This window comes from Candidatus Allofournierella excrementigallinarum, assembly GCF_944388085.1.
Taxonomy (GTDB): Bacteria; Bacillota; Clostridia; order Oscillospirales; family Ruminococcaceae; genus Allofournierella_A; species Allofournierella_A excrementigallinarum.
Window position 1 is genome coordinate 1 of record NZ_CALXHK010000029.1, and the last position, 19,062, is coordinate 19,062.

General features: G+C 66.6%; 17 protein-coding genes and 1 tRNA gene. 7 read left to right on the plus strand and 11 right to left on the minus strand.

Annotated features, from left to right (window positions below):
• The coding region (locus ACH2AT_RS06835) for a hypothetical protein (protein ID WP_394964610.1) at positions 1–439 on the plus strand (439 nt) is incomplete at its 5' end.
• A 45-nt stretch (positions 440–484) separates the two neighbouring features.
• Here the strand turns inward: ACH2AT_RS06835 and ACH2AT_RS06840 are convergent.
• From ACH2AT_RS06840 to sdaAB, 5 genes are all read right to left on the minus strand, one after another.
• Complete coding sequence (locus ACH2AT_RS06840) at positions 485–904, minus strand: hypothetical protein (RefSeq protein WP_394964612.1); 420 nt, start codon at positions 902–904, stop codon at positions 485–487.
• A gap of 14 nt (positions 905–918) precedes the next feature.
• Positions 919–2,430 carry a DNA methylase gene (locus ACH2AT_RS06845; protein ID WP_394964613.1) on the minus strand — a complete coding sequence of 504 codons (1,512 nt, stop codon included), beginning with the start codon at positions 2,428–2,430 and terminating at the stop codon, positions 919–921.
• A 120-nt stretch (positions 2,431–2,550) separates the two neighbouring features.
• Positions 2,551–3,906, minus strand: coding sequence for an MATE family efflux transporter (locus ACH2AT_RS06850; RefSeq protein ID WP_394964614.1), 1,356 nt, complete (start codon positions 3,904–3,906; stop codon positions 2,551–2,553).
• 146 nt (positions 3,907–4,052) lie between these two features.
• Positions 4,053–4,988 (minus strand): L-serine ammonia-lyase, iron-sulfur-dependent, subunit alpha, encoded by a 936-nt coding sequence (sdaAA, locus tag ACH2AT_RS06855; protein WP_394964615.1) that lies wholly within the window; start codon positions 4,986–4,988, stop codon positions 4,053–4,055.
• Positions 4,985–5,662 (minus strand): L-serine ammonia-lyase, iron-sulfur-dependent subunit beta, encoded by a 678-nt coding sequence (gene sdaAB, locus ACH2AT_RS06860; RefSeq protein WP_394964617.1) that lies wholly within the window; start codon positions 5,660–5,662, stop codon positions 4,985–4,987. Before sdaAB ends, sdaAA begins: the two co-directional genes overlap by 4 nt.
• 200 nt (positions 5,663–5,862) lie before the next feature.
• Between sdaAB and ACH2AT_RS06865 the strand changes: the two genes are divergently transcribed.
• The 3 genes from ACH2AT_RS06865 (at position 5,863) to ACH2AT_RS06875 (ending at position 9,609) form a co-directional block, all read left to right on the plus strand.
• Positions 5,863–6,546 (plus strand): transcriptional regulator, encoded by a 684-nt coding sequence (locus tag ACH2AT_RS06865; protein ID WP_394964619.1) that lies wholly within the window; start codon positions 5,863–5,865, stop codon positions 6,544–6,546.
• Between the two features lie 337 nt (positions 6,547–6,883).
• Positions 6,884–8,107, plus strand: a complete 1,224-nt coding sequence (locus ACH2AT_RS06870) for a pyridoxal phosphate-dependent aminotransferase (RefSeq protein WP_394964621.1) — start codon at positions 6,884–6,886, stop codon at positions 8,105–8,107.
• A 62-nt stretch (positions 8,108–8,169) separates the two neighbouring features.
• On the plus strand, positions 8,170–9,609 hold the full coding sequence (locus ACH2AT_RS06875; RefSeq protein WP_394964623.1) for a Na+/H+ antiporter NhaC family protein: 1,440 nt from the start codon (positions 8,170–8,172) through the stop codon (positions 9,607–9,609).
• A 52-nt stretch (positions 9,610–9,661) separates the two neighbouring features.
• Here the strand turns inward: ACH2AT_RS06875 and ACH2AT_RS06880 are convergent, their stop codons facing one another.
• Positions 9,662–10,585, minus strand: a complete 924-nt coding sequence (locus tag ACH2AT_RS06880; RefSeq protein ID WP_394964625.1) for a hypothetical protein — start codon at positions 10,583–10,585, stop codon at positions 9,662–9,664.
• 213 nt (positions 10,586–10,798) lie between these two features.
• On the opposite strand from ACH2AT_RS06880, the gene ACH2AT_RS06885 reads away from it, so the two are divergent.
• Entirely contained in the window at positions 10,799–11,353 is a 555-nt protein-coding gene (locus ACH2AT_RS06885; protein WP_394964627.1) for a hypothetical protein, read from the plus strand.
• Between the two features lie 353 nt (positions 11,354–11,706).
• On the opposite strand, the gene ACH2AT_RS06890 is transcribed toward ACH2AT_RS06885, so the two are convergent.
• The 3 genes from ACH2AT_RS06890 to ACH2AT_RS06900 form a co-directional block, all read right to left on the minus strand.
• Positions 11,707–11,783, minus strand: a tRNA-Ile gene (locus ACH2AT_RS06890).
• Positions 11,784–11,872: 89 nt separating this feature from the next.
• Positions 11,873–12,313, minus strand: a complete 441-nt coding sequence (locus ACH2AT_RS06895) for a hypothetical protein (RefSeq protein WP_394964629.1) — start codon at positions 12,311–12,313, stop codon at positions 11,873–11,875.
• 13 nt (positions 12,314–12,326) lie between these two features.
• Positions 12,327–13,715, minus strand: a complete 1,389-nt coding sequence (locus ACH2AT_RS06900) for an MATE family efflux transporter (protein ID WP_394964631.1) — start codon at positions 13,713–13,715, stop codon at positions 12,327–12,329.
• A 185-nt stretch (positions 13,716–13,900) separates the two neighbouring features.
• Here ACH2AT_RS06900 and ACH2AT_RS06905 point away from each other — a divergent pair, with 185 nt between their 5' ends.
• Complete coding sequence (locus tag ACH2AT_RS06905; RefSeq protein WP_394964633.1) at positions 13,901–14,407, plus strand: hypothetical protein; 507 nt, start codon at positions 13,901–13,903, stop codon at positions 14,405–14,407.
• 51 nt (positions 14,408–14,458) lie between these two features.
• Positions 14,459–15,730, plus strand: coding sequence for a glycoside hydrolase family 10 protein (locus ACH2AT_RS06910; RefSeq protein WP_394964635.1), 1,272 nt, complete (start codon positions 14,459–14,461; stop codon positions 15,728–15,730).
• Positions 15,731–15,859: 129 nt separating this feature from the next.
• Here the strand turns inward: ACH2AT_RS06910 and dnaJ are convergent, their stop codons facing one another.
• Both dnaJ and dnaK read right to left on the minus strand, forming a co-directional pair.
• Positions 15,860–17,041, minus strand: coding sequence for a molecular chaperone DnaJ (gene dnaJ, locus ACH2AT_RS06915; RefSeq protein WP_394964637.1), 1,182 nt, complete (start codon positions 17,039–17,041; stop codon positions 15,860–15,862).
• A 113-nt stretch (positions 17,042–17,154) separates the two neighbouring features.
• Complete coding sequence (gene dnaK, locus ACH2AT_RS06920; RefSeq protein ID WP_394964638.1) at positions 17,155–18,990, minus strand: molecular chaperone DnaK; 1,836 nt, start codon at positions 18,988–18,990, stop codon at positions 17,155–17,157.
• Between the last annotated feature and the right edge of the window lie 72 nt (positions 18,991–19,062).

Consider the following 19,062-nt stretch of genomic DNA (forward strand, 5'->3'; position numbering starts at 1 on the left):
GGCGGCGGAAAACATCCCCCTGCGGCGGCCCGCCCTGCGCCGGGCGCTGGCGGTGTGCCTGGCGGCGCTGGTGGTCTGCGCCAGCACCGGCACCACCCTTCGGTTCGTCAGCGCCCGCCCCCACGACCGCCCGGGCCTTGTGGAAGTGGCCGGCTGGCTGGAAGAGCAGGGCTACACCAGGGGCTGGGCCACCTTCTGGCAGGCCAACGTGATCACCGAGCTCACCGACGGGGCCATCGAGATGTGGCAGACGGAAGACCTTGCCTCCCTCCAGATGCGCCCCTGGCTGCAAAAGACCAGCCACGCCGCGCCCCCCGAGGGCCGGGTGTTCGTGCTGGCGGCCCCCGGCGAGATAAACCAGTCCCTGCCCTGGGCGGGGCAGGCCCAAGTGGTCTGGTCCGACAAGATGGGCTGGGTGGTCTTTGAGCTGGAGCAGTGACAAAAAGCGTCCCCGCGCCGCGGCGCGGGGACGCTTTTTGCATGCTCACAGAAATTCGGGGAAAACGTCGCTCTCCAGCCCCCGCACGGCGGCCAGGGGCAGCCGCTGCCCGCCCTCGAAAAGCAGCAGGCCGGCGGCCTCGTCCACCCGGCGCAACCGCCCGCAAAAGACGCGCAGCGCGCCGCCCTCCTTCTTGGCGTCCGGCTCGAACCAGGCCACCGTCACCTGGGGGCGCTGAGGCAGGCGCTCCACCAGCAGCCGCAGCTTCTCGTCCAGCGCCGCCGCCGCGTCCTCCGCCAGCTCCACCGCCGGCTCGGTGAGGCGCGCCGCCTCCCGGATGGCCGCCTCGTAGCCGGCCAGCGCCGCAAAGGGGGAAAACTGGGCCGCCCGCTCAAGGCCGGTGAGGGGCTTTGCCCGGGGCATGGCGGGGCGGGGCAGGTCCAGCATGTCGTCGTAACGGCCCATTTTCCTCTCCCCTTTCAGGCCTTGTGGCCGCCGATCAGGCCGCCCCGCAGCCTGCCGGTGGCCCCCTCCTCCAGGTCCATGCCCCTGAGGATGGCGTTCTTTCCGTATTTTTTCTTGATGCCCAGCATCGCCGCCTGCATCTTCTTCTCTCTGGCCCGGCGGGCGGCGGCCTGCTGCTCTTTGGCGGCCTCGGCCCCCCAGTCGTGGAAGAGGTCCAGCTGGCGGCACACCGGGGCCGCCTCCGCCTCTTCTTCCGTCAGCACCCGGGCGGCGGTGAGGGTGAGCCGCCGCACCAGCAGCGCCGGGTCGGCGGCCTTTTCCATCAGCGCCTGGGCCGCCGCCACCAGCTCCCGGGCGGAGGAGGTGGGCGTTTCCAGCCGGGCGGCGGCGTGGGCGGGCTTGGGCACGCTGCGCCCGTAGCGGTCGGTCACCACCGGCCCCCGGTAGGCCGCCCGCCGCGCCGGGTCGGCGAGGTTTTCGATGTCGTAGCCCACCTCCAGCGCCAGCCGGTCGGTCACAAGGCCCTGGCTCACCAGATCCAGCGCCAGGGCGTCCGCCATCTCCCGCACCGCCAGCGCCGCCTTTTCAAAGGGGTAGGGGCATTGCAGCACCTGCCCGCTGCCCATGCTGTGGTCGGCGGGCTCGTAGGCCTTGATGTCCGCCATGGTGCAGCTCTCAAGGCCCCAGGCGTGGTCGATGAGCAGCTCGGCGTTCACCCCGAACAGCCGGAACAGCTTCTCCTGCCCCGCGTCCGAGAGGGACAAGCGCGCCACATCGCCCATGGTGGCCGCGCCGTTTTCCTCCAGCCGCCGGGCGATGCCCCGGCCCACCCGCCAGAAGTCGGTGAGGGGGCGGTGATCCCAGTATTTCTGCCGGTAGCTGCGCTCGTTTAGCCGGGCCACCCGCACGCCGTTTTCGTCCGGCGGGCAGTGCTTGGCCTCGATGTCCATGGCCACCTTGGCAAGGTAGAGATTCGGCCCGATGCCCGCTGTGGCGGTGATGCCGGTGGCCTCCAGCACCTGCCGCACCGCCTCGCGGGCAAAGGCCTCGGCGGTCACGCCGGCGCTTTTCAGATAATCGGTGGCGTCGATGAACACCTCGTCGATGGAATAGACGTGGATGTCCGCCGGGGCGGCAAAGCGCAGGTACACCTGATACACCCTGGCGCTCACCTCGATGTAGTGGGCCATCCGGGGCGGGGCAACCAGGATGTCCATCTCCAGCGCCGGGCCGGCGGCAAGGGCCGTCTCATCCCAGCTTTTGCCGGAAAACACGCCCCCCGGCGCTTTGGCCCGCCGGCGGCGGTTGGCTTTTTCCACCGCCTGCCGCGCCTCGAACAGCCGCGCCCGGCCGGGCACGCCGTAGGCTTTCAGCGCCGGCGACACCGCCAGGCAGATGGTCTTGTCGGTGCGGCTTGGGTCCGCCACCACCAGATGGGTGGTCATGGGGTCCAGGCCCCGTTCCACGCACTCCACCGAGGCGTAGAAGGATTTCAGGTCGATGGCAAGATAGGTGCGCCCGCTCAAAAAAGCCCGCCCCCTTTCCCCTCTATTTTACAGGGTTTTGGAGGCGGGCGCAAATCCATTTGTTTACAGGTCCGCCTGCCGGGCGCCCGCCGCCGCGCCCGGCAGGAAAATTCTCTCTTTTCAGCCGCCTGCGGCGGTGAACGCCGCCTCGATGGAGCGGCGGCACGCCAGCCAGAAGACCAGGCCCACCGCATCCGCAAGCAGCCAGCCGATGGGCACCGACCACCAGATGCCCGCCACCCCGAAAAGGGGCAGGGCGGACAGGCCGTAGGCCAGCGCCACCCGGGTGCCCAGGGAGATGACCGTGAGCACCATGCTCATGGAGGGGATGCCCACCGCCCGGTAGAGGCCGTAGAACAAAAACAGGCAGCCGATGGCGGGGTAAAAGGCCCCCTCGATGCGCAGGTACTGCACGCCGATGTCCAGGATCTCCGTCTCCGAAGCCTCCACAAAAATGCCCATCAGCGGCCGGGCGAAGAGGAACACCGCGGCGCTCACCGCGGCGGAAAAGCCCGCCGCGCAGCCCACCGCCGCGGCCATGCCCCGGCGGATGCGGCCGGGCTTGCCCGCGCCGTAGTTCTGGGCCACGAAGGTGGAAAAGGCGTTGCCGAAATCCTGCACCGGCAGGTAGGCGAAGGCGTCGATCTTGACCCCCGCGGCAAAGGCGGCCATCACCGCCGGGCCGAAGGAGTTCACCCGCCCCTGCACCATCAGGATGCCGAAGTTCATCACCGACTGCTGGGCGCAGGTGAGCAGCGAGAACCGGGCGATGCGGGCCAGGTTCTCCCGCCCCAGCCGCCACTGCCGCCGCCCGGGCAGCAGCTGGGGCCAGCGCAGGGCGGCGTAGGCCGCCATGGCGATCCCGGAGAGGTACTGGGCGATGACCGTGGCCGCCGCCGCGCCCTCCACCCCGAAACCGAGACCCACCACGAACCACAGGTCCAGCGCGACGTTCACCGCCGCCGAAAGGCCCAGGAACACCAGCGGGGCCGCCGAGTCCCCCACCGCCCGCACAAGGCAGGCGAAAAAGTTGTAGAGGAAGGTGGCGGGGATGCCCAGAAAGATGACCCACAGGTAGGCCCGCATCAGGGCGTAGTTTTCGCCCGGCACCTGCAGGAAGCGCAGGATGCCGTCCAGAAAAGCGAAGGAAAAGGCGGTGAGCGCCGCCGTGATGAGGGCGATGAGGCAGAAGGAGGAGGACACGCTGCGGCGCACCTTCTCCAGATCCTGCCGGCCCCACTCCACCGAGAACACCGCCCCGCTGCCCAAAGCGAGCCCCAGCAGGATGGAGGTGAGGAAGGTCATCAGGGCGTAGGCCGAGCCCACCGCCCCCAGGGCCTCCGCACCAAGAAAGCGCCCCACGATGAGGGTGTCCGCCACGTTATAAAGCTGCTGCAGCATGTCCCCCGCGATGAGGGGCAGGCTGAACAGGAGCATGGTTTTTGCCACAGGGTCCGCCGTCAGGTCCCGGCGCATGGGCTTCGCCTCCCGCAATTGTCAGGTCGGGCCCGCCCCCGGGCGGGCCGCCTTTCTATCATATACCCCGGCGGCAAAAAGCACAAGCGGGCAAAACAGACCGGCGGCGAAGCTTTCGCAAAAGCTTCGCCGCCGTCATGGTTTTTTCAAAGGCCCCCGCAGCCGCCGCAGCCGGCGCATCCCGCGCCGTCGGCGGGCCGGCCGAACACCTGCTCGTAGAGCCGGCGGGCGGTGGGGGTGGCGGCGAGGCCGCCCTCGGCGGTCTCCTTGAGGGCGGGAGACATGGCGTCCCCCACCTTCTTCATGGCAACGATGACCTCGTCGGCGGGGATGGCGCTTTCGATGCCTGCCAGCGCCAGTTCGGCGGCCACGAAGGCCCCCGCCACGCCGGAGGCGTTGCGCTTGATGCAGGGGATCTCCACAAGGCCTGCCACCGGGTCGCACACGAGGCCCAGGATGTTCTTCAAAGCGATGGCCACCGCGCCGGCGGCCTGCCGGGGGCTGCCCCCCGCCAGTTCCACGATGGCGGCGGCGGCCATGGCCGCCGCGCTGCCGCACTCGGCCTGGCAGCCGCCCTGGGCCCCGGCCACGCTGGCGTTGGCGGTGATGACCATGCCCACCGCGCTGGCGGTGAACAGCGCCATCACGCAGTCGCGCTCGGTGCAGCCCCGCTCCTGCTGCATGGTCAGCACCGCCGCGGGCAGGATGCCGCAGCTGCCGGCGGTGGGGGCCGCCACCACCCGGCCCATGGCCGCGTTCAGCTCGCTCACCGCCAGCGCCCGGTAGAGCGCGCCGCCCAGCACGCCGCCGGTGAGGCTTTTGCCGCCCTCCACCGCCCGGCGCATCTTGAAGGCGTCGCCGCCGGAAAGGCCGCTGGCCGAGCGCAGGTCCTCCGCACAGCCCGGCTGGATGCAGGCGGCCATCACGGCGTAGGTGCCCTGCATCTGGGCGAACACCTCGGCCTCGGTCTTTTCCAGCTGCCGCGCCTGCTGGCGCAGCACCAGCGCCGAGATGGCTTCGCCCGCTTTTTCGGCGGCGGCCGCGAGGCCGGCGATGGAATCGTATCTCAGTTCTTCGGTCATGTCCGGTTTCCCCCTCCGATGGGCTGCAGCATGGTGGAGGAGAGGATGTTGGGCAGAGCCTCCACCTCCCGGTTCAGCGCCCCGCCGAAGCTGCCGTCCATTTCAATGGTCATCACGGCCTCGCCCCCCTTTTCCTGGCGGGCCAGCCGGAAATTGCAGATGTTCACCCCGTGGGCCGCCAGCACGTCGGTGACGGCGGCGATGGTGCCCGGGGCGTCCCGGTGGAGCACGATGAGGGAGGTGTACTGGCCGGTGAGCTGCACTTCCATGCCGTTCACCGCGGTGATGAGGATGTTGCCGCCCCCCACGCTGGCCCCCTGCACCGTCACCGACCGGCCGGTTTCGTCCCACAACAGGATGCGGGCGGTGTTGGGGTGAGCGCCGTCCAGCTCCACCGTCTCGATAAAGACGGCAAGGCCCGCCTGCGCGGCCAGCTCCGGGGCGCGGCGGATGCGCTCGTCGTCCGGGGCCATGCCCATGATGCCGGCGATGACGGCCTTGTCGGTGCCGTGGCCCTTGTAGGTCTTGGCAAAGCTGCCGTGCAGCTGGATGACCGCCCGCACCGGCTCGGCGGCCAGCACCGCCCGGGCGACGCCCCCGATGCGGGCCGCACCGGCGGTGTGGCTGCTGGAAGGCCCGATCATCACCGGGCCGAGGATGTCGAATACGTTCATAAAACCGCTCCCCTGAAAGGCCGCCCGCGGGCGGCCGGTTGTCGCTCCTTTACATTATAGGAAAAGGCGCCGCCCCCGTCAAACCCCCGGGAAGGTGCGGGGCCATATTGCGCCCGCCTTTTTTCTCTGGTATCATAAAAACAAAGACCTGCATCCGCAGCCCGCGGCGCACCCCGGGCCGCGGGGAAAGAGAGGAAACCATGAGCGAATCCTGCAAAGAAGTCGTTCTCACCGAAGAGGATCGCCGCATCCTGGACTCTTATGCCACCCTGGTGGAAGGGCTGGCGGATTATCTCGGCCCCAGCTATGAGCTCGTGCTGCACAGCCTGGAGCACATGGACCGCTCGGTCATCCGCATCATCAACGGCCATCACCCCGGCCGCCCGGCGGGCGCGCCCCTCCCCGACCTGGCCCTGGCCATGCTCCCCCGCATCGAAGAGGAGAACCGGGACGGCTACATCTCATACTTCTGCCGCAACAAAAAGGGCGAACCGCTGAAAGCCGCCACCATCACCATCCGGGGCGCCGGGGGGCGGGCGATCGGCCTTTTGTGCATCAACTTCTATCTGAACACCCCTTTGTCGGAACTGCTGTCCACTCTCTCCCCCGAGCCGGACCCCGGCCCCGAGGCGGGCGTGAGCGAGACCTTTGCCGAGAACACGCAGGAACTGGTGCGCCAGGCAGTGCTCAAGGCCCAGGAGCAGGTGCGCGCGGACGCCAGCGTCACCGCCTCCAACCGCAACCGGGAGATCGTTGCCCGGCTGCGGAAGGGGCACATCTTCCAGATCAAGGACGCGGTGCAGATCGTGGCCCGCGAGCTGAGCCTTTCGCCCAACACGGTGTACATGCATCTGCGCCGCATGCGGGAGAACGCCCACCCCTGACCGGACGCCCCGCACAAAAACATCCACCCGGGCAGCTCTCCGGGCCATGGCGGCCAGAAGGGCCGTTCTTTCGCTGTTTGACCGCCCTTGCGCCCCGGTAAAGGGATTTATCGGTATTGGACAAAAAATAAAATATATTTTATTTATTTTCCTTATTGAATGTAAAATACTTTGTTGATATAATAAAAGCAACGGATATTTCAATAAAATCCATTGCGTTAAAAAGAAAAACTTATGGAAATTGTACAAACAGATTCTGCTCCCGCAGCTGCCCAAGAGCGTGCTGGTGGAAGTGGAGGCCATCGCCGAGACCGGCTGACAGAAGGAGGATGCAGCTATGGACGTAAAATCCAAAATGAACGATCGTTTTCGTGACCTGCAGGGCGGCCTGTTCCTGGAAGTGACCAAAGCGGACGTGGGCGAGGGCGCCGGCAACTTCATGAAGGCCGGCGGCGACATCATGGCCTGGGCGGACCCCTTTTTCCCCGACCCCTCCATCCCGGAGTCGGTGAAAAAGGCGATGGTGGAAGCCATCGAGGGCGGTTTCCCCGCCCACTACAGCATGCCCATCGGCCTGTATGAGCTGCGCGAGGCCCTGGCGGAGCACATCACCGAGCGCACCGGCATCCCCATCGACCCCAGCCGCAACGTCATCGTGACCCCCGGGTCGGACAGCGGCCTGCTTTTCGCCATGATGCCCTTCATCGAGGAGGGCGACGAGATCATGGTGCCCGACCCCAGCTATCCCAGCAACTTCCTCAACGGCAAGCTGCTGGGCGGCGTGACGGTGCCGGTGCCCCTGTATGAGGAGGACAACTACCAGATCCGCATCGAGGAGTTTGAGAAGCGGCTGACCCCCCGCACCAAGATGGTGCTGATGAGCCACCCCAACAACCCCACCACCACCGTGTTCCGGCGGGAAGGGCTGGAGGCGCTGAGCAAATTCATCATCGAGAACGACCTGATCCTGGTGTGCGACCAGGCCTTTGAGGACCACATCTACGACGGCATCGAGTTCGTGGCCCCCTGCACCCTGCCCGGCATGTGGGAGCGCACCCTCACCGTCTGCTCCATCTCCAAGGGCATCGGCCTGTCCGGCCTGCGCATCGGCTACATCTACACCAACGACCGCATCATGGACGTGCTCTACGGCGGCGCGGTGAACGTGCTGGGCGCGGCCAGCACCGCCTCCTCCATCGGCGCCATCGCCGCCATCAAGGACAAGGAGCACCTGAAGAGCAACTACGAGCGGCTGGAGCGCCGCCGCCGTCTGGCCTACGAGGTGCTGTCCACCACGCCGGGGGTGAAGATGAAGATGAGCGAGAGCGGCATCCTCTCCTGGCTGGACATCAGCGCCCTGGGCACCTGCGCCGAGGTGAGCGACTATCTGATGGAGCACGCCCGCATCATGGTCAACCAGGGCACCCCCTACGGCAGCCAGGGCGAAGGCCACATCCGCATCGTCACCGCCTGCTTTGCGAAGGACGAGGATGCGGTGGAGCGCTTCGAGCGCATCAAAGCGGCATTGACTCAGATGGCGAAGGAGAAGGGCGTCATCTGAGAAAAGCAGACGCACACCCCAAAAATCCGTTGAGAGGTATCGTGTGAAAGGAGTGTTTTTTCATGGCAGAAGAAAAAAAGGAGCGCCTGGAATTCAGGGGCGGCATGTTCATGTCCCTCATCCCGGTGGCCATCTTCTTCGTGTTCTGCATCTTCCTGTTCGTGATCTGCAAAGCGTTCAATATGGAAAGCCTTGCCATGGGCGGCTTTGTGGCGCTGCTCATCGGCGGCGCGTTCTGCAAGAGCTACACCAAGTTCTGGGACGCCGCCATTAAGGGCATCTCGTCCATTTCGTCCGTGTCGGTCATCGTCATCTTCTTCGTCATCGGCATGTTCTCCGCCCTGATGAAGGAGAGCGGGCTGTCCGGCGGCTTCGTCTGGCTGGCCAATGCGGTGGGCATCCAGGGCGGGCTGTTCGTGGCCTTCGTGTTCTTTGCCACCTGCGTCATCTCCACCGCCACCGGCTCCTCCATCGGCACCATGTTCACCGCCTTCCCCATCTTCTACCCGGCGGGCCTGGTGCTGGGCGGCAGCCCCATGTTCCTGGCGGGCGCCATCGTCTCCGGCGCGGTGTTCGGCGACAACCTGGCCCCCATCTCCGACACCACCATCGCCTCCGCCTCCACCCAGCAATACCGCGACGGCCATCCCGCCGACGTGGGCGGCTGCGTGAAGAGCCGCGTGAAGTACTCCGCAGTGGGCGGCGTCATCGCGCTGGTGCTCTTCGCCATTCTGGGCGGTATGGGCGGCACCTACCAGGGCGGCTCCATCGACGCGCTGTCCAACCCGGCCAGCCTGGTCATGCTCATCCCCGTCATCATCATGCTGGTGGTGGCCACCACCAGCCGCAACATCTTCCTGGGCATCTTCGTGGGCCTGGTGCTGGGCCTGGCCACCGGCCTCGGGTTCGGCCTGTTCCCCTTCTCCGCCGTGTTCAATAACGACCCGGCCAACAACGTGGCGGGCGGCTTCCTCATCACCGGCATCTCCGGCATGCTGGGCACCGTGGGCCTGGTCATCGCCGTGTTCGGCATCATGGGCGTGCTTTCCGAGGCGGGCATGCTGGAGTGGCTGGTGGATAAGATCCTGGACAGCCGCATGGCCCGGACCGACCGGGGCGCCGAGTTCGCCTGCCTGATCGGCATCTCCATCACCACCCTGATCTTCGGCGGCGTCACCAGCGCCTCCATCCTCACCTTCGGCCCGGTGCTGAACAAGATCGGCATGGCCAAGGGCATCCACCCCTACCGCCGCGCCAACATGCTGGACGCGATCGCCAACAGCCTGCCGGCCATCGTGCCCTTCCTGAGCGTGTTCGTCTTTATCGGCGCGGCGCTCACCGGCCTGTCCCCCGTCACCGTGGCGGGCGGCACCCTCTATGCCTTCACCCTCTTCGGCACCATGGTGTTCGCGCTGGCCACCGGCTGGGGCCGCGACTACGAGGGCAAAGACGGTGAACCTGTGAAGGAAAAACCCGATCTGAGCACTCAGCCGGCCTCCTGACAAAACGGAAAAAGAACGCCCCGCGCGGCCGCGCGGGGCGTTCTTTCTTTGTTCATCTGCGCATGCGCCACAGCGCCGCCAGCACCGCCGCCAGCCGGTTCACCACCAGCATGCAGGCGGCCTCAAGGGGGGGCTGCATGTCCGCGTTGATGGCGGTCTGGCCTTCGTCGTTCACGCCGGCGTACTCGTTGGCCAGCAGATACAGCTGCACCCCCGCGTCGGTGAAGAAGGTGTCCCACACCTGCGCGCGGAAGGCTTCGGCGTCGCCGGTGTCCGCGCCGCCGAACTGCAGCGCCACGAACGCCTCCGAGCGCGCAGCCGCCGGGTCCGCGGCTTCGGCCAGCGCGGCGTAATAGCCCTCCATCGCGTCGGAGAGCGCCTCGCCCCCCAGCAGCCGCTGGCCCAGGGCCACCCCGTCCAGGTCCGCCAGCCAGTCGCTCAGCGGGAAGTAGCCGGCGCCGTCGGCGGCGGCAAAGCTGGCCGAAAGAGCCTCGTAGCAGGCCGCCGCGTCCTGGGACATGCCCCGCGCCGGGGCCGCCAGCTGCACGCAGTCGCCGCCCCAGGTGCAGACGATCTGGGGCATGCCGTAGCCATAGCCCGCTCCGGCGGCGGCCACAAGATGCAGAAAGTCCACCGTCTCCCCGGTGGGCAGGGTCACGTTTTCCAGGCTGCGCAGCGGCGCGAGGGAGGCGTCGGTCTGTTCCGCCCAGCCGTTGAACTCCTGGTTTTCGCCGCCCAGCACCAGGCTCCACAGCGGGTCGTCGTACCGCGCGCCGCACAGATAGTTCACCGTCAGCTCCACCGGGTCGCTGCCCGCATGCTCGCCGGCCCAGTCTTCGGCCAGCGCCTCCAGCCGGCGCACGCCGTCCAGCGTATCCTCCAGCGTGGGCGCGTCGGCCCGGGCGGCAAAGGGCCCCGCCGCCAGCAAAGCGAAAACCAGCGCCGCCAGCGCGGCGGCAAAGCGGGAAAAAAACAAAACGGCGCACGGCGTTCAAAGCCCCCTTTCCAAGTGAAAACAAGGCGGCCCGGGCCGCCTGTTCATCGCAGTATCATCATAGCGTATCCTATCCCCGCAGTCAAATCAGGCCCATAAAAACGGGGCGCGTTTTGGGCGGCCTGCCCCTTGCGGCAGGCATGCGCGAAGGTGTAGACTGAAAGCAGAAAGACGCGGCGAAGGAGGGCGGCCGGCATGAAAAAGGAAACGCTGGGCGTTTTTGTGTTCTGGGCCGGTCTGCTGGCCCTTGCGGTGTGCGCCTTCCTGGTGGCGGGCCGCCCCACGCTTATCCCCACGGGCATCCCGGGCGATGCGGTGGCCTTCGGCATGGGCGCGGAGGAGGTGACGCAGGCCGCCGGCCCGCCGGACGGGACGCACTCGGAGAACGGCTGGCGCACGGGCTTTTTCCTGTTTCATTACCAGCGGGAGGTGCTGGGCTGCCCCGCCGCCGTGAGCTACACCTTCCATGGCCGGCAGGAGAGCAAAAACGCCCGCGTTGCCAAGGCGTATGTGGACATGGAGTTTACGACCCAGGCGGAGTGCGACCGGATGCTGGAGGCGCTGTGCGCCCATTTCCGGGAGCTGATGGAGGGCGAGCCCCGCTTTGACGAATACGCCAGCGAGGGCCCGGTGCGGGCCTGGGACCCGCCGGAGCTGCTGCGGTCCCGCAGCATCACCAGCGCCCGGCGCAGCGTGTTCATCTCCCAGTTCCCCTGCCGGATCTTCCTGGAGGTGCGGGGGAACGGGTGACGGGAAAGGAAGGGAACGGCGGCCGAACGCCGCCTTCGCGCCAAAACCAAAAAGCGCCGGAGCAAAGCGAACTTTGCAGCAGCCGCCCCTCGGGCGGCGGGGCCCCCGCAAAAGTTTGCGAAGCAAAATTTTGTGGGGAGAAGGAGGAGCAAGGGAGCGGGCGGATGGCGTTTTTTGTAAAAAACAAAAAGCGCCGGAGCAAAGCGAACTTTGCAGCAGCCGCCCCTCGGGCGGCGGGGCCCCCGCAAAAGTTTGCGAAGCAAAATTTTGTGGGGAAGTGAGGAGCAGCAAAATGAGCGCGCGATGATTTTTAATAAAAAATCGTCGCAAGCGATATGACGCTTGCGACGAACTGGTGGGCCAGGCAGGGTTCGAACCCGCGACCAATCGGTTATGAGCCGACAGCTCTGACCAGCTGAGCTACTGGCCCGTTTTGTACCCGTCTATTATACCAGCCGCGGCCCGAAAAGGCAAGGCGGAACGGCGGGCCGCAAAAGCGCCGGCGCGCCGCGCCCTGCTTTATGCGCCGCCCTCCGGCGGGGCCTTGGGCGCGGCGGCCAGCTTTTTCAAAAGAAAAGCGTCCAGCAGTTCTTTGGGGAACACCGGCTGGCGGTAGCCGAAGGCCTCCCGCAGAAAGTGCAGCGTCACCACCGTCTGCCTGCCGGCGTCCAGCCGCAGGGCGAAGAGGGTGTCCACCGGCTGGCCGGTGGGCTTGTGCAGCGTGAAGTGCAAAAGGAAACTGCCGTCCGGCTGGCGGGCGCAGTCGTATTCAAATTCGTCCTGGCCGGTGTGGGCGGCCAGCGCGTCCAGGCATTCGTCAAAGGCGAGGGAAGTGCGGTATTCCAGGCACCCCTCGCCCCCGGCGGCCTTTTTTCGGCGCTTTGCCTCCAGCTGCTTTGCCATCCGCCAGCACAGCACGGCAGCGGCAGCGATGAGCAGGGCGGAAAGAATGGCGGGCATGGTGTGTTCCTCCTCAGTCTGCGGGGCGGTTCAGCGTGCGCTTATAGAACAAAAGGAAAATGGTCAGGGTGGTGGCGCTGGCAATGAAGTCCGACGCGGGCTCCGCCAGATAGATGGCGAAGGGGTCGCCGCCCATCAGCATGGGCAGCACGATGGCCAGCGGGATGAGCAGGATGACCTTGCGCAGCAGCGCCAGAAACAGGCTCACCTTCGCCTGCCCCAGGCCCATGAAGGCTGCCTGGCAGCTCATCTGCGCGCCGAAGGCCCAGATGCCGCCGAAGAACACCGGCATGGCCTTCACCGTCAGGTCGATGAGGGACGCGTCGGAGGTGAACATGCGGGACAGCGGCCATGCCAGCAGGCAGACCAGGGCAAAAGCGCCGATGGTGTAGGCCATGCTGATGAGGAACACCCGCTTGAAGGTGGCGCGCACCCGGTCCAGGTTCTTTGCGCCGTAGTTGTAGCTGATGATGGGCTGGGTGCCCTGGGTCAGCCCCTGCAGCGGCAGCACGATCAGCTGCATCACGCTTTGCAGGATGGTGATGGTGCCCATGTAGAGCTCGCCGCCGTATCGGGCCATGCCCCGGTTCAGGGTGATGGTCACCAGGCTCTCGGTGCTTTGCATGATGAAGGGGGAAACCCCCAGCGCGGCCACGCCGGCCAGGACCGGGGCGGAAAACCGCAGGTTCTTTCTGCGGATGCGCAGGGTGCTGCGGCCCGACAGCAAAAAGGCCAGCACCCACACGGCGCTCACCGTTTGGCTGAGCACGGTGGCGATGGCGGCGCCCTTGACCCCCATGTCAAACACAAAGATGAAAAGGGGGTCCAGTGCGATGTTCAGCACCGCGCCGATGGCCACGCTGAGCATGGCGGTGCCGCTGCGGCCCTGGGCGCTGATGAAGGTGTTGAGGCCCAGCGCCAGCTGCACGCTCACCGTGCCCCACAGGTAGATGGTGATGTAGTCCTCGGCGTAGGGCAAAAGGTCGCTCGTCGCACCGAAGGCGGTGAGAATGGGGGTGTGGAACAGCTGGAATGCCGCCGTCAGCACAACGCTCAGCGCCAGCAGCAGGGAGACGCAGTTGCCCAAAATCTGTTCCGCGCCCTCCTTGTCCCCCGCGCCCAGGCGGATGCCCGCCAGGGGCGCGCCGCCCATGCCCGCGAAGGCCGCAAAGGCGGACACGATCATCAGCACCGGAAAGGTCACCCCCACGCCGGTGAGGGCGGTGGCGCCGATGTCCGGGATGTTGCCGATGTACATCCGGTCCACCACATTGTAAAGCACGTTGATGAACTGCGCGGCCACCGCCGGCAGCGAGAGCTTCAGGATGAGGCTGCCGATGGGCGCCTGCCCCAGCAGACGGTCGCTGTCGGAGGCGGCAAGATTGCGGTCGGTAACAGGCAAAGCGAAGATCTCCTTTCACGGCCCTGGGCCCCGCCCCGGCTTGCGGCGGGCGCGGCGGGTGTGGTATAATGGCCCAAAACGCGCCATATGGATGGAACAAAGCCCGCGCGGCGCGATGCGGGCTTCTTTTCATTATAGCACGCCCGCCGCCCGAAGAAAAGGGCGGCGGCGGAAAGGAGACCGCCGTGAACGTCCGTCTCACCCTGTCCCAAAAGACCTACTATGCGCTGGGCATGCTCAGCGCCGCGCTGACCATGGCCGCCGCGCTGGGGGCTGCCGTGCGCTTTCCCATGGCGCTGGCGGAGAACCTGGCCACCCTGCTCACGCTGCTGATGCTGGGCTTTCTGGCCAGCGTGAAGGGCACCACCAAACAGGACAAAAAGGCCCTTCTGGGCTGCATCGTCATCCAGGTGCTGGCGCTGGCCCTGCCGGCGGCCCTTTTGCAGCACCTGCTGCTGGCGCTGGTGTGGCCCTGCTTCGCCGGCTGGGAAAAAGCCGCCGACCCCCGCCTTGCCCCCCAGTTCCGGGCGCTGGCCGCCGCCGAGGCGCTGTGGTTCGCGGCCCGGGTGCTGGTGCTGCTGGGCGGCGCCGGGGTGCTGGGCCTCTTCATGAACCTCTGCGGCCTGGCCGCCGGCGCGGCCCGCGCCTGGCTGACCCTCACCCTCTACCGCCGCCAGCGGGACGAGGGCTGAACCGCCTTCGCACTTTCGCCCTCCGGGGCTGTGAACAATGGAGAAAACGCCATGAAACATCTTCGAATGAAGGCCGCGGCGCTGGCCGCCGCCCTTGCCCTGCTCTGCGCCGGCTGCGGCGCGCCCGCCGCCTCCGCTCCCTCCTCCGGCGGGGCTTCCTCCCTTCCCGCCTCTTCCGCGCCCGCCCCCTCCGCCGCCCCGGCCCAGGAGGGGGGCGGCTTTGGGGAATACCGGGCCATGTGGGTGAGTTATCTGGAATGGGAGAGCTTTGATTTTTCCAGCGAGGCGGCTTTTTCCGCCGACGCGGACGAGATGATGCAAAACTGCGCCGGCATGGGCCTGAACGTGGTCATCGCCCAGGTGCGGCCCTTTGCCGACGCCCTCTATCCCAGCGAGCTGTTCCCCTGGAGCCACCTGTGCACCGGCGTCCAGGGCCAGGACCCGGGCTTTGACCCGCTGGCTATCCTGCTGGAATCGGCCCACAGCCATGGCCTCGAGCTGGAGGCCTGGCTCAACCCCTACCGGGTGCGGCTGAACGCCGCCCGCCCGGCGGGCGAGCTGGCCGCGGATAACCCCGCCGTGCTCCACCCCGAATGGGTGAAGGAGGTGGACGGCGGGGCCTACTTCGACCCCTCCCTGCCCGCGGTGCGCCAGCTCATCACCGACGGCGTGGTGGAACTGCTGCAAAACTACCCCGCGCTGGACGGCATCCACTTCGACGACTACTTCTACCCCACCACCGACCCCTCCTTTGACGAGGCGGAATACGCCGCCTCCTCCAGCGGCCTGTCGCTGGAGGAATGGCGGCGGGAGAACGTGAACCTGCTGATGCGCCAGGTCTACGACGCGGTGAAGGCCCAGGACCCCGCGGTGCGGTTCGGCGTGAGTCCCCAGGGGAACATGGATAACAATTATAACTCTCAGTATAGCGACGTCTCCCTGTGGATGGCCGAGGGCGGCTATGTGGACTATGTGCTGCCCCAGCTTTACTGGGGCTACGGCTACACCACCGCCTCCGGCAGCACCCGCTACGCCTTTGAGAACATCACCGCCGAGTGGGCGGCGCTGGAGCGCGCGCCCAGCGTGGCCCTCTATTTCGGCCTGGGGGCCTACCGCATCGGCGACGGCGACGGCGGCAACTACGACGCGGCCCAGACCGGCTGGCAGACCGGCCACACCCTGGCGGACATGGTAAGGGACGGCCGGGCCGCGGGGGCGGACGGCTACGTGCTCTACCGTTATGACTTCCTGTTCAAAAACGGCGCCTGGGCGGACCTGGCAGCCCAGGAAGTGGAGAACCTGAAAGCGGCCAACGCGGAATAAACGATGGCAACGAGGGCCCGGCGTTTCAGCCGGGCCCTTTTTGCGCAAAGCAGGAAGGCGGACGGCCGGAACAACAAAGCGCCGGACGGGAAACACCCGTCCGGCGCTTTGTTGATGTATCCAAAGGCGTCAGTTCTTCTCAAACTTGTCCCGCAGGTTTTTGAAGAAGCCCTTGCGCTGCTCGTAGTTATCGTCCTTGAGGCTCTGCTCAAAGGCGGCCAGCGCGTCCCGCTGGGCGCGGGTGAGCTTTCTGGGGATCTCCACCACGACCTTGACGTACTGGTCGCCGCGGCCGCGGCCGCCCAGGTACTGGATGCCCCTGCCCCGCAGCCGGAAGGTGGCGCCGCTCTGGGTGCCTTCCGGCACGTTGTACTCCACCTTGCCGTCCACGGTGGGCACCACGACGGACGCGCCCAGCACCGCCTGGCTGTAGGTGATGGGCACCGTGACCCACACGTCGTAGCCGTCCCGCTCGAACATGGGGTCCGGCCGCACGGTGATGATGACGATCACGTCGCCGGCAGGGCCGCCGTTGGCGCCGGCGTCGCCCTGGCCCCGCAGGGCAATGCTCTGGTCGTCGCCGATGCCCGCGGGGATCTTCACCTCCAGCGATTTCTTTACGCTCACCTTGCCGGTGCCGTGGCAGTGGGCGCAGGGAGTTTTGACGATCTTGCCTTTGCCGCCGCAGCGCTGGCAGGGCTGGCGCTGCTGCATCACCATGCCGCCCATGCGCAGATTGCGGTTCACATAGCCCGCGCCGCCGCAGTCCGGGCAGGTCTCGGGGCTGGTGCCCTTGGCCGCGCCGGAGCCGCCGCACGCGGGGCAGGCGTCCTGCTTTGAGATGGTGATGGTCTTGGTGCAGCCGTGGGCCGCCTCCATGAAGCCCAGCACCAGGCTCACCCGCACGTCCGCGCCCTTGCGGGGGGCGTTGGGGTTCGACCGCTGGCCTCCGCCGAAGCCAAAGCCGCCGCCCATGCCGCCGAACAAATCGCCGAAGATGTCGCCCAGGTCCACGCCGCCCATGCCGCCAAAGCCGCCGAAGCCGCCCGCGCCCGGGCCGCCGGCCCCCGCGCTGTAGCTGGGGTCCACGCCGGCAAAGCCGAACTGGTCGTAGCGGGCCCGCTTTTCCTTGTCGCTGAGCACCTCGTAGGCCTCGTTCACCTCTTTGAACTTCGCCTCGGCCTCCTTGTCGCCGGGGTTCAGATCCGGGTGATATTTTTTTGCCTGCTTGCGATACGCCTTTTTCAGGTCCTCTTCGCCGGCGTTCTTGGCAACGCCCAGGACCTCATAGTAATCGCGTTTGTCTGCCATACCTGATCCACCTGTGTCTGCCCGCCGGGCGGGCTCTCTTTCCATAAAAATCGAAGGGCGCGTTTAGCCCAGAATGCCTCCCCTTGATGGCAAGGGGAGGCTTGAAAACGGGTTTATACTTCCTTGAAGTCGGCGTCCACCACGCCGTCGTCGGGCTTGCCGGCGCTGCCGGCATTGCCCGCGTCCGCGCCGGAGGCGCCTGCCGCACCGGAGCCTTGAGCGTTCTTGTAGAGCTCCTCGCTGATGGCGTAGAAGGCCTTCTGGACCTCCTCCTGCTTTGCCTTGATGGCCTCGACGTCGGTCCCCTTCAGGGCCTCTTTCAGCTCGCTGAGTTTCGACTCGACCTCGGCCTTCTTGGCCGCGTCCACCTTGTCGCCCAGCTCGGCGAGGGTCTTTTCGGTCTGGAACACCATCTGGTCGGCGCCGTTGCGCACGTCCACTTCCTCACGGCGCTTCTTGTCCTCGGCAGCGAACTGCTCGGCCTCGCGCACGGATTTCTCGATGTCCTCCTTGCTCATGTTGGTGGAGGCGGTGATGGTGATGCTCTGTTCCTTGCCGCTGCCCAGATCCTTGGCGCTCACGTGCACGATGCCGTTGGCGTCGATGTCGAAGGTGACCTCGATCTGAGGCACGCCGCGGGGAGCGGCGGGGATGCCGTCCAGCTTGAACATGCCCAGGCTCTTGTTGTCGCGGGCAAACTCACGCTCGCCCTGCAGCACGTTGACCTCGACGCTGGGCTGGTTGTCGGCCGCGGTGGAGAAGATCTGGCTCTTCTTGGTGGGGATGGTGGTGTTGCGCTCGATGATCTTGGTGCAAACGCCGCCCAGGGTCTCGATGCCCAGGCTCAGGGGGGTGACGTCCAGCAGCAGGATGCCGCCCACTTCCTTGTTCAGCACGCCGCCCTGGATGGCAGCGCCGATGGAAACGCACTCGTCGGGGTTGATGCCCTTGAAGGGCTCGACGCCCATCTCCTTCTTCACGGCCTCCTGCACGGCGGGGATACGGGTGGAACCGCCCACCAGCAGCACCTTGCCCAGGTCGCCGGGCTTCAGGCCGGCGTCGGCCAGAGCCTTGCGCACGGGGCCCATGGTGCGCTCCACCAAATCGGCGGTCAGCGCGTCGAACTGGGCGCGGGTGAGGGTGGTGTCCAGATGCTTGGGGCCGGTGGCGTCGGCGGTGATGAAGGGCAGGTTGATGGCGGTGCTCATCACGCCCGAAAGCTCGATCTTCGCCTTCTCGGCGGCCTCCTTCAGGCGCTGGGCGGCCATCTTGTCCTGACGCAGGTCGATGCCGTTCTCCTTCTGGAAGTTGTCGGCCAGCCAGTCGATGATGCGCTGGTCAAAGTCGTCGCCGCCCAGGTGGGTGTCGCCGTTGGTGGCCAGGACCTCGGTCACGCCGTCGCCCATCTCGATGATGGACACATCGAAGGTGCCGCCGCCCAGGTCGTAGACCATGATCTTCTGGTCGTTGTCCTTGTCCGCGCCGTAGGCCAGGGCCGCGGCGGTGGGCTCGTTGATGATGCGGCGCACGTTCAGGCCGGCGATGGTGCCGGCGTCCTTGGTGGCCTGACGCTGGCTGTCGTTGAAGTAGGCGGGCACGGTGATCACCGCGTCGGTGACCTTTTCGCCGAGATACGCCTCGGCGTCCGCCTTCAGCTTCGCCAGGATCATGGCGCTGATCTGCTGGGGGTTATAATCCTTGCCGTCGATGGTCACCTTGTAGTCGGTGCCCATGTGGCGCTTGATGCTGCTCACGGTGCGGTCGGGGTTGGTGATGGCCTGGCGCTTTGCCACCTGGCCCACCAGGCGCTCGCCGGTCTTGGTGAAGCCCACCACGCTGGGGGTGGTGCGGGCGCCTTCGGCGTTGGCGATGACGACGGGCTCGCCGCCCTCGATCACGGAAACACAGCTGTTGGTAGTGCCAAGGTCGATGCCAATGATTTTACTCATAGTATATCTCTCCTAAATTTTACTCAGATGGGTGGAATGTTTTGCTATGGGAAGGGGTTTTAAGCCCTTTCA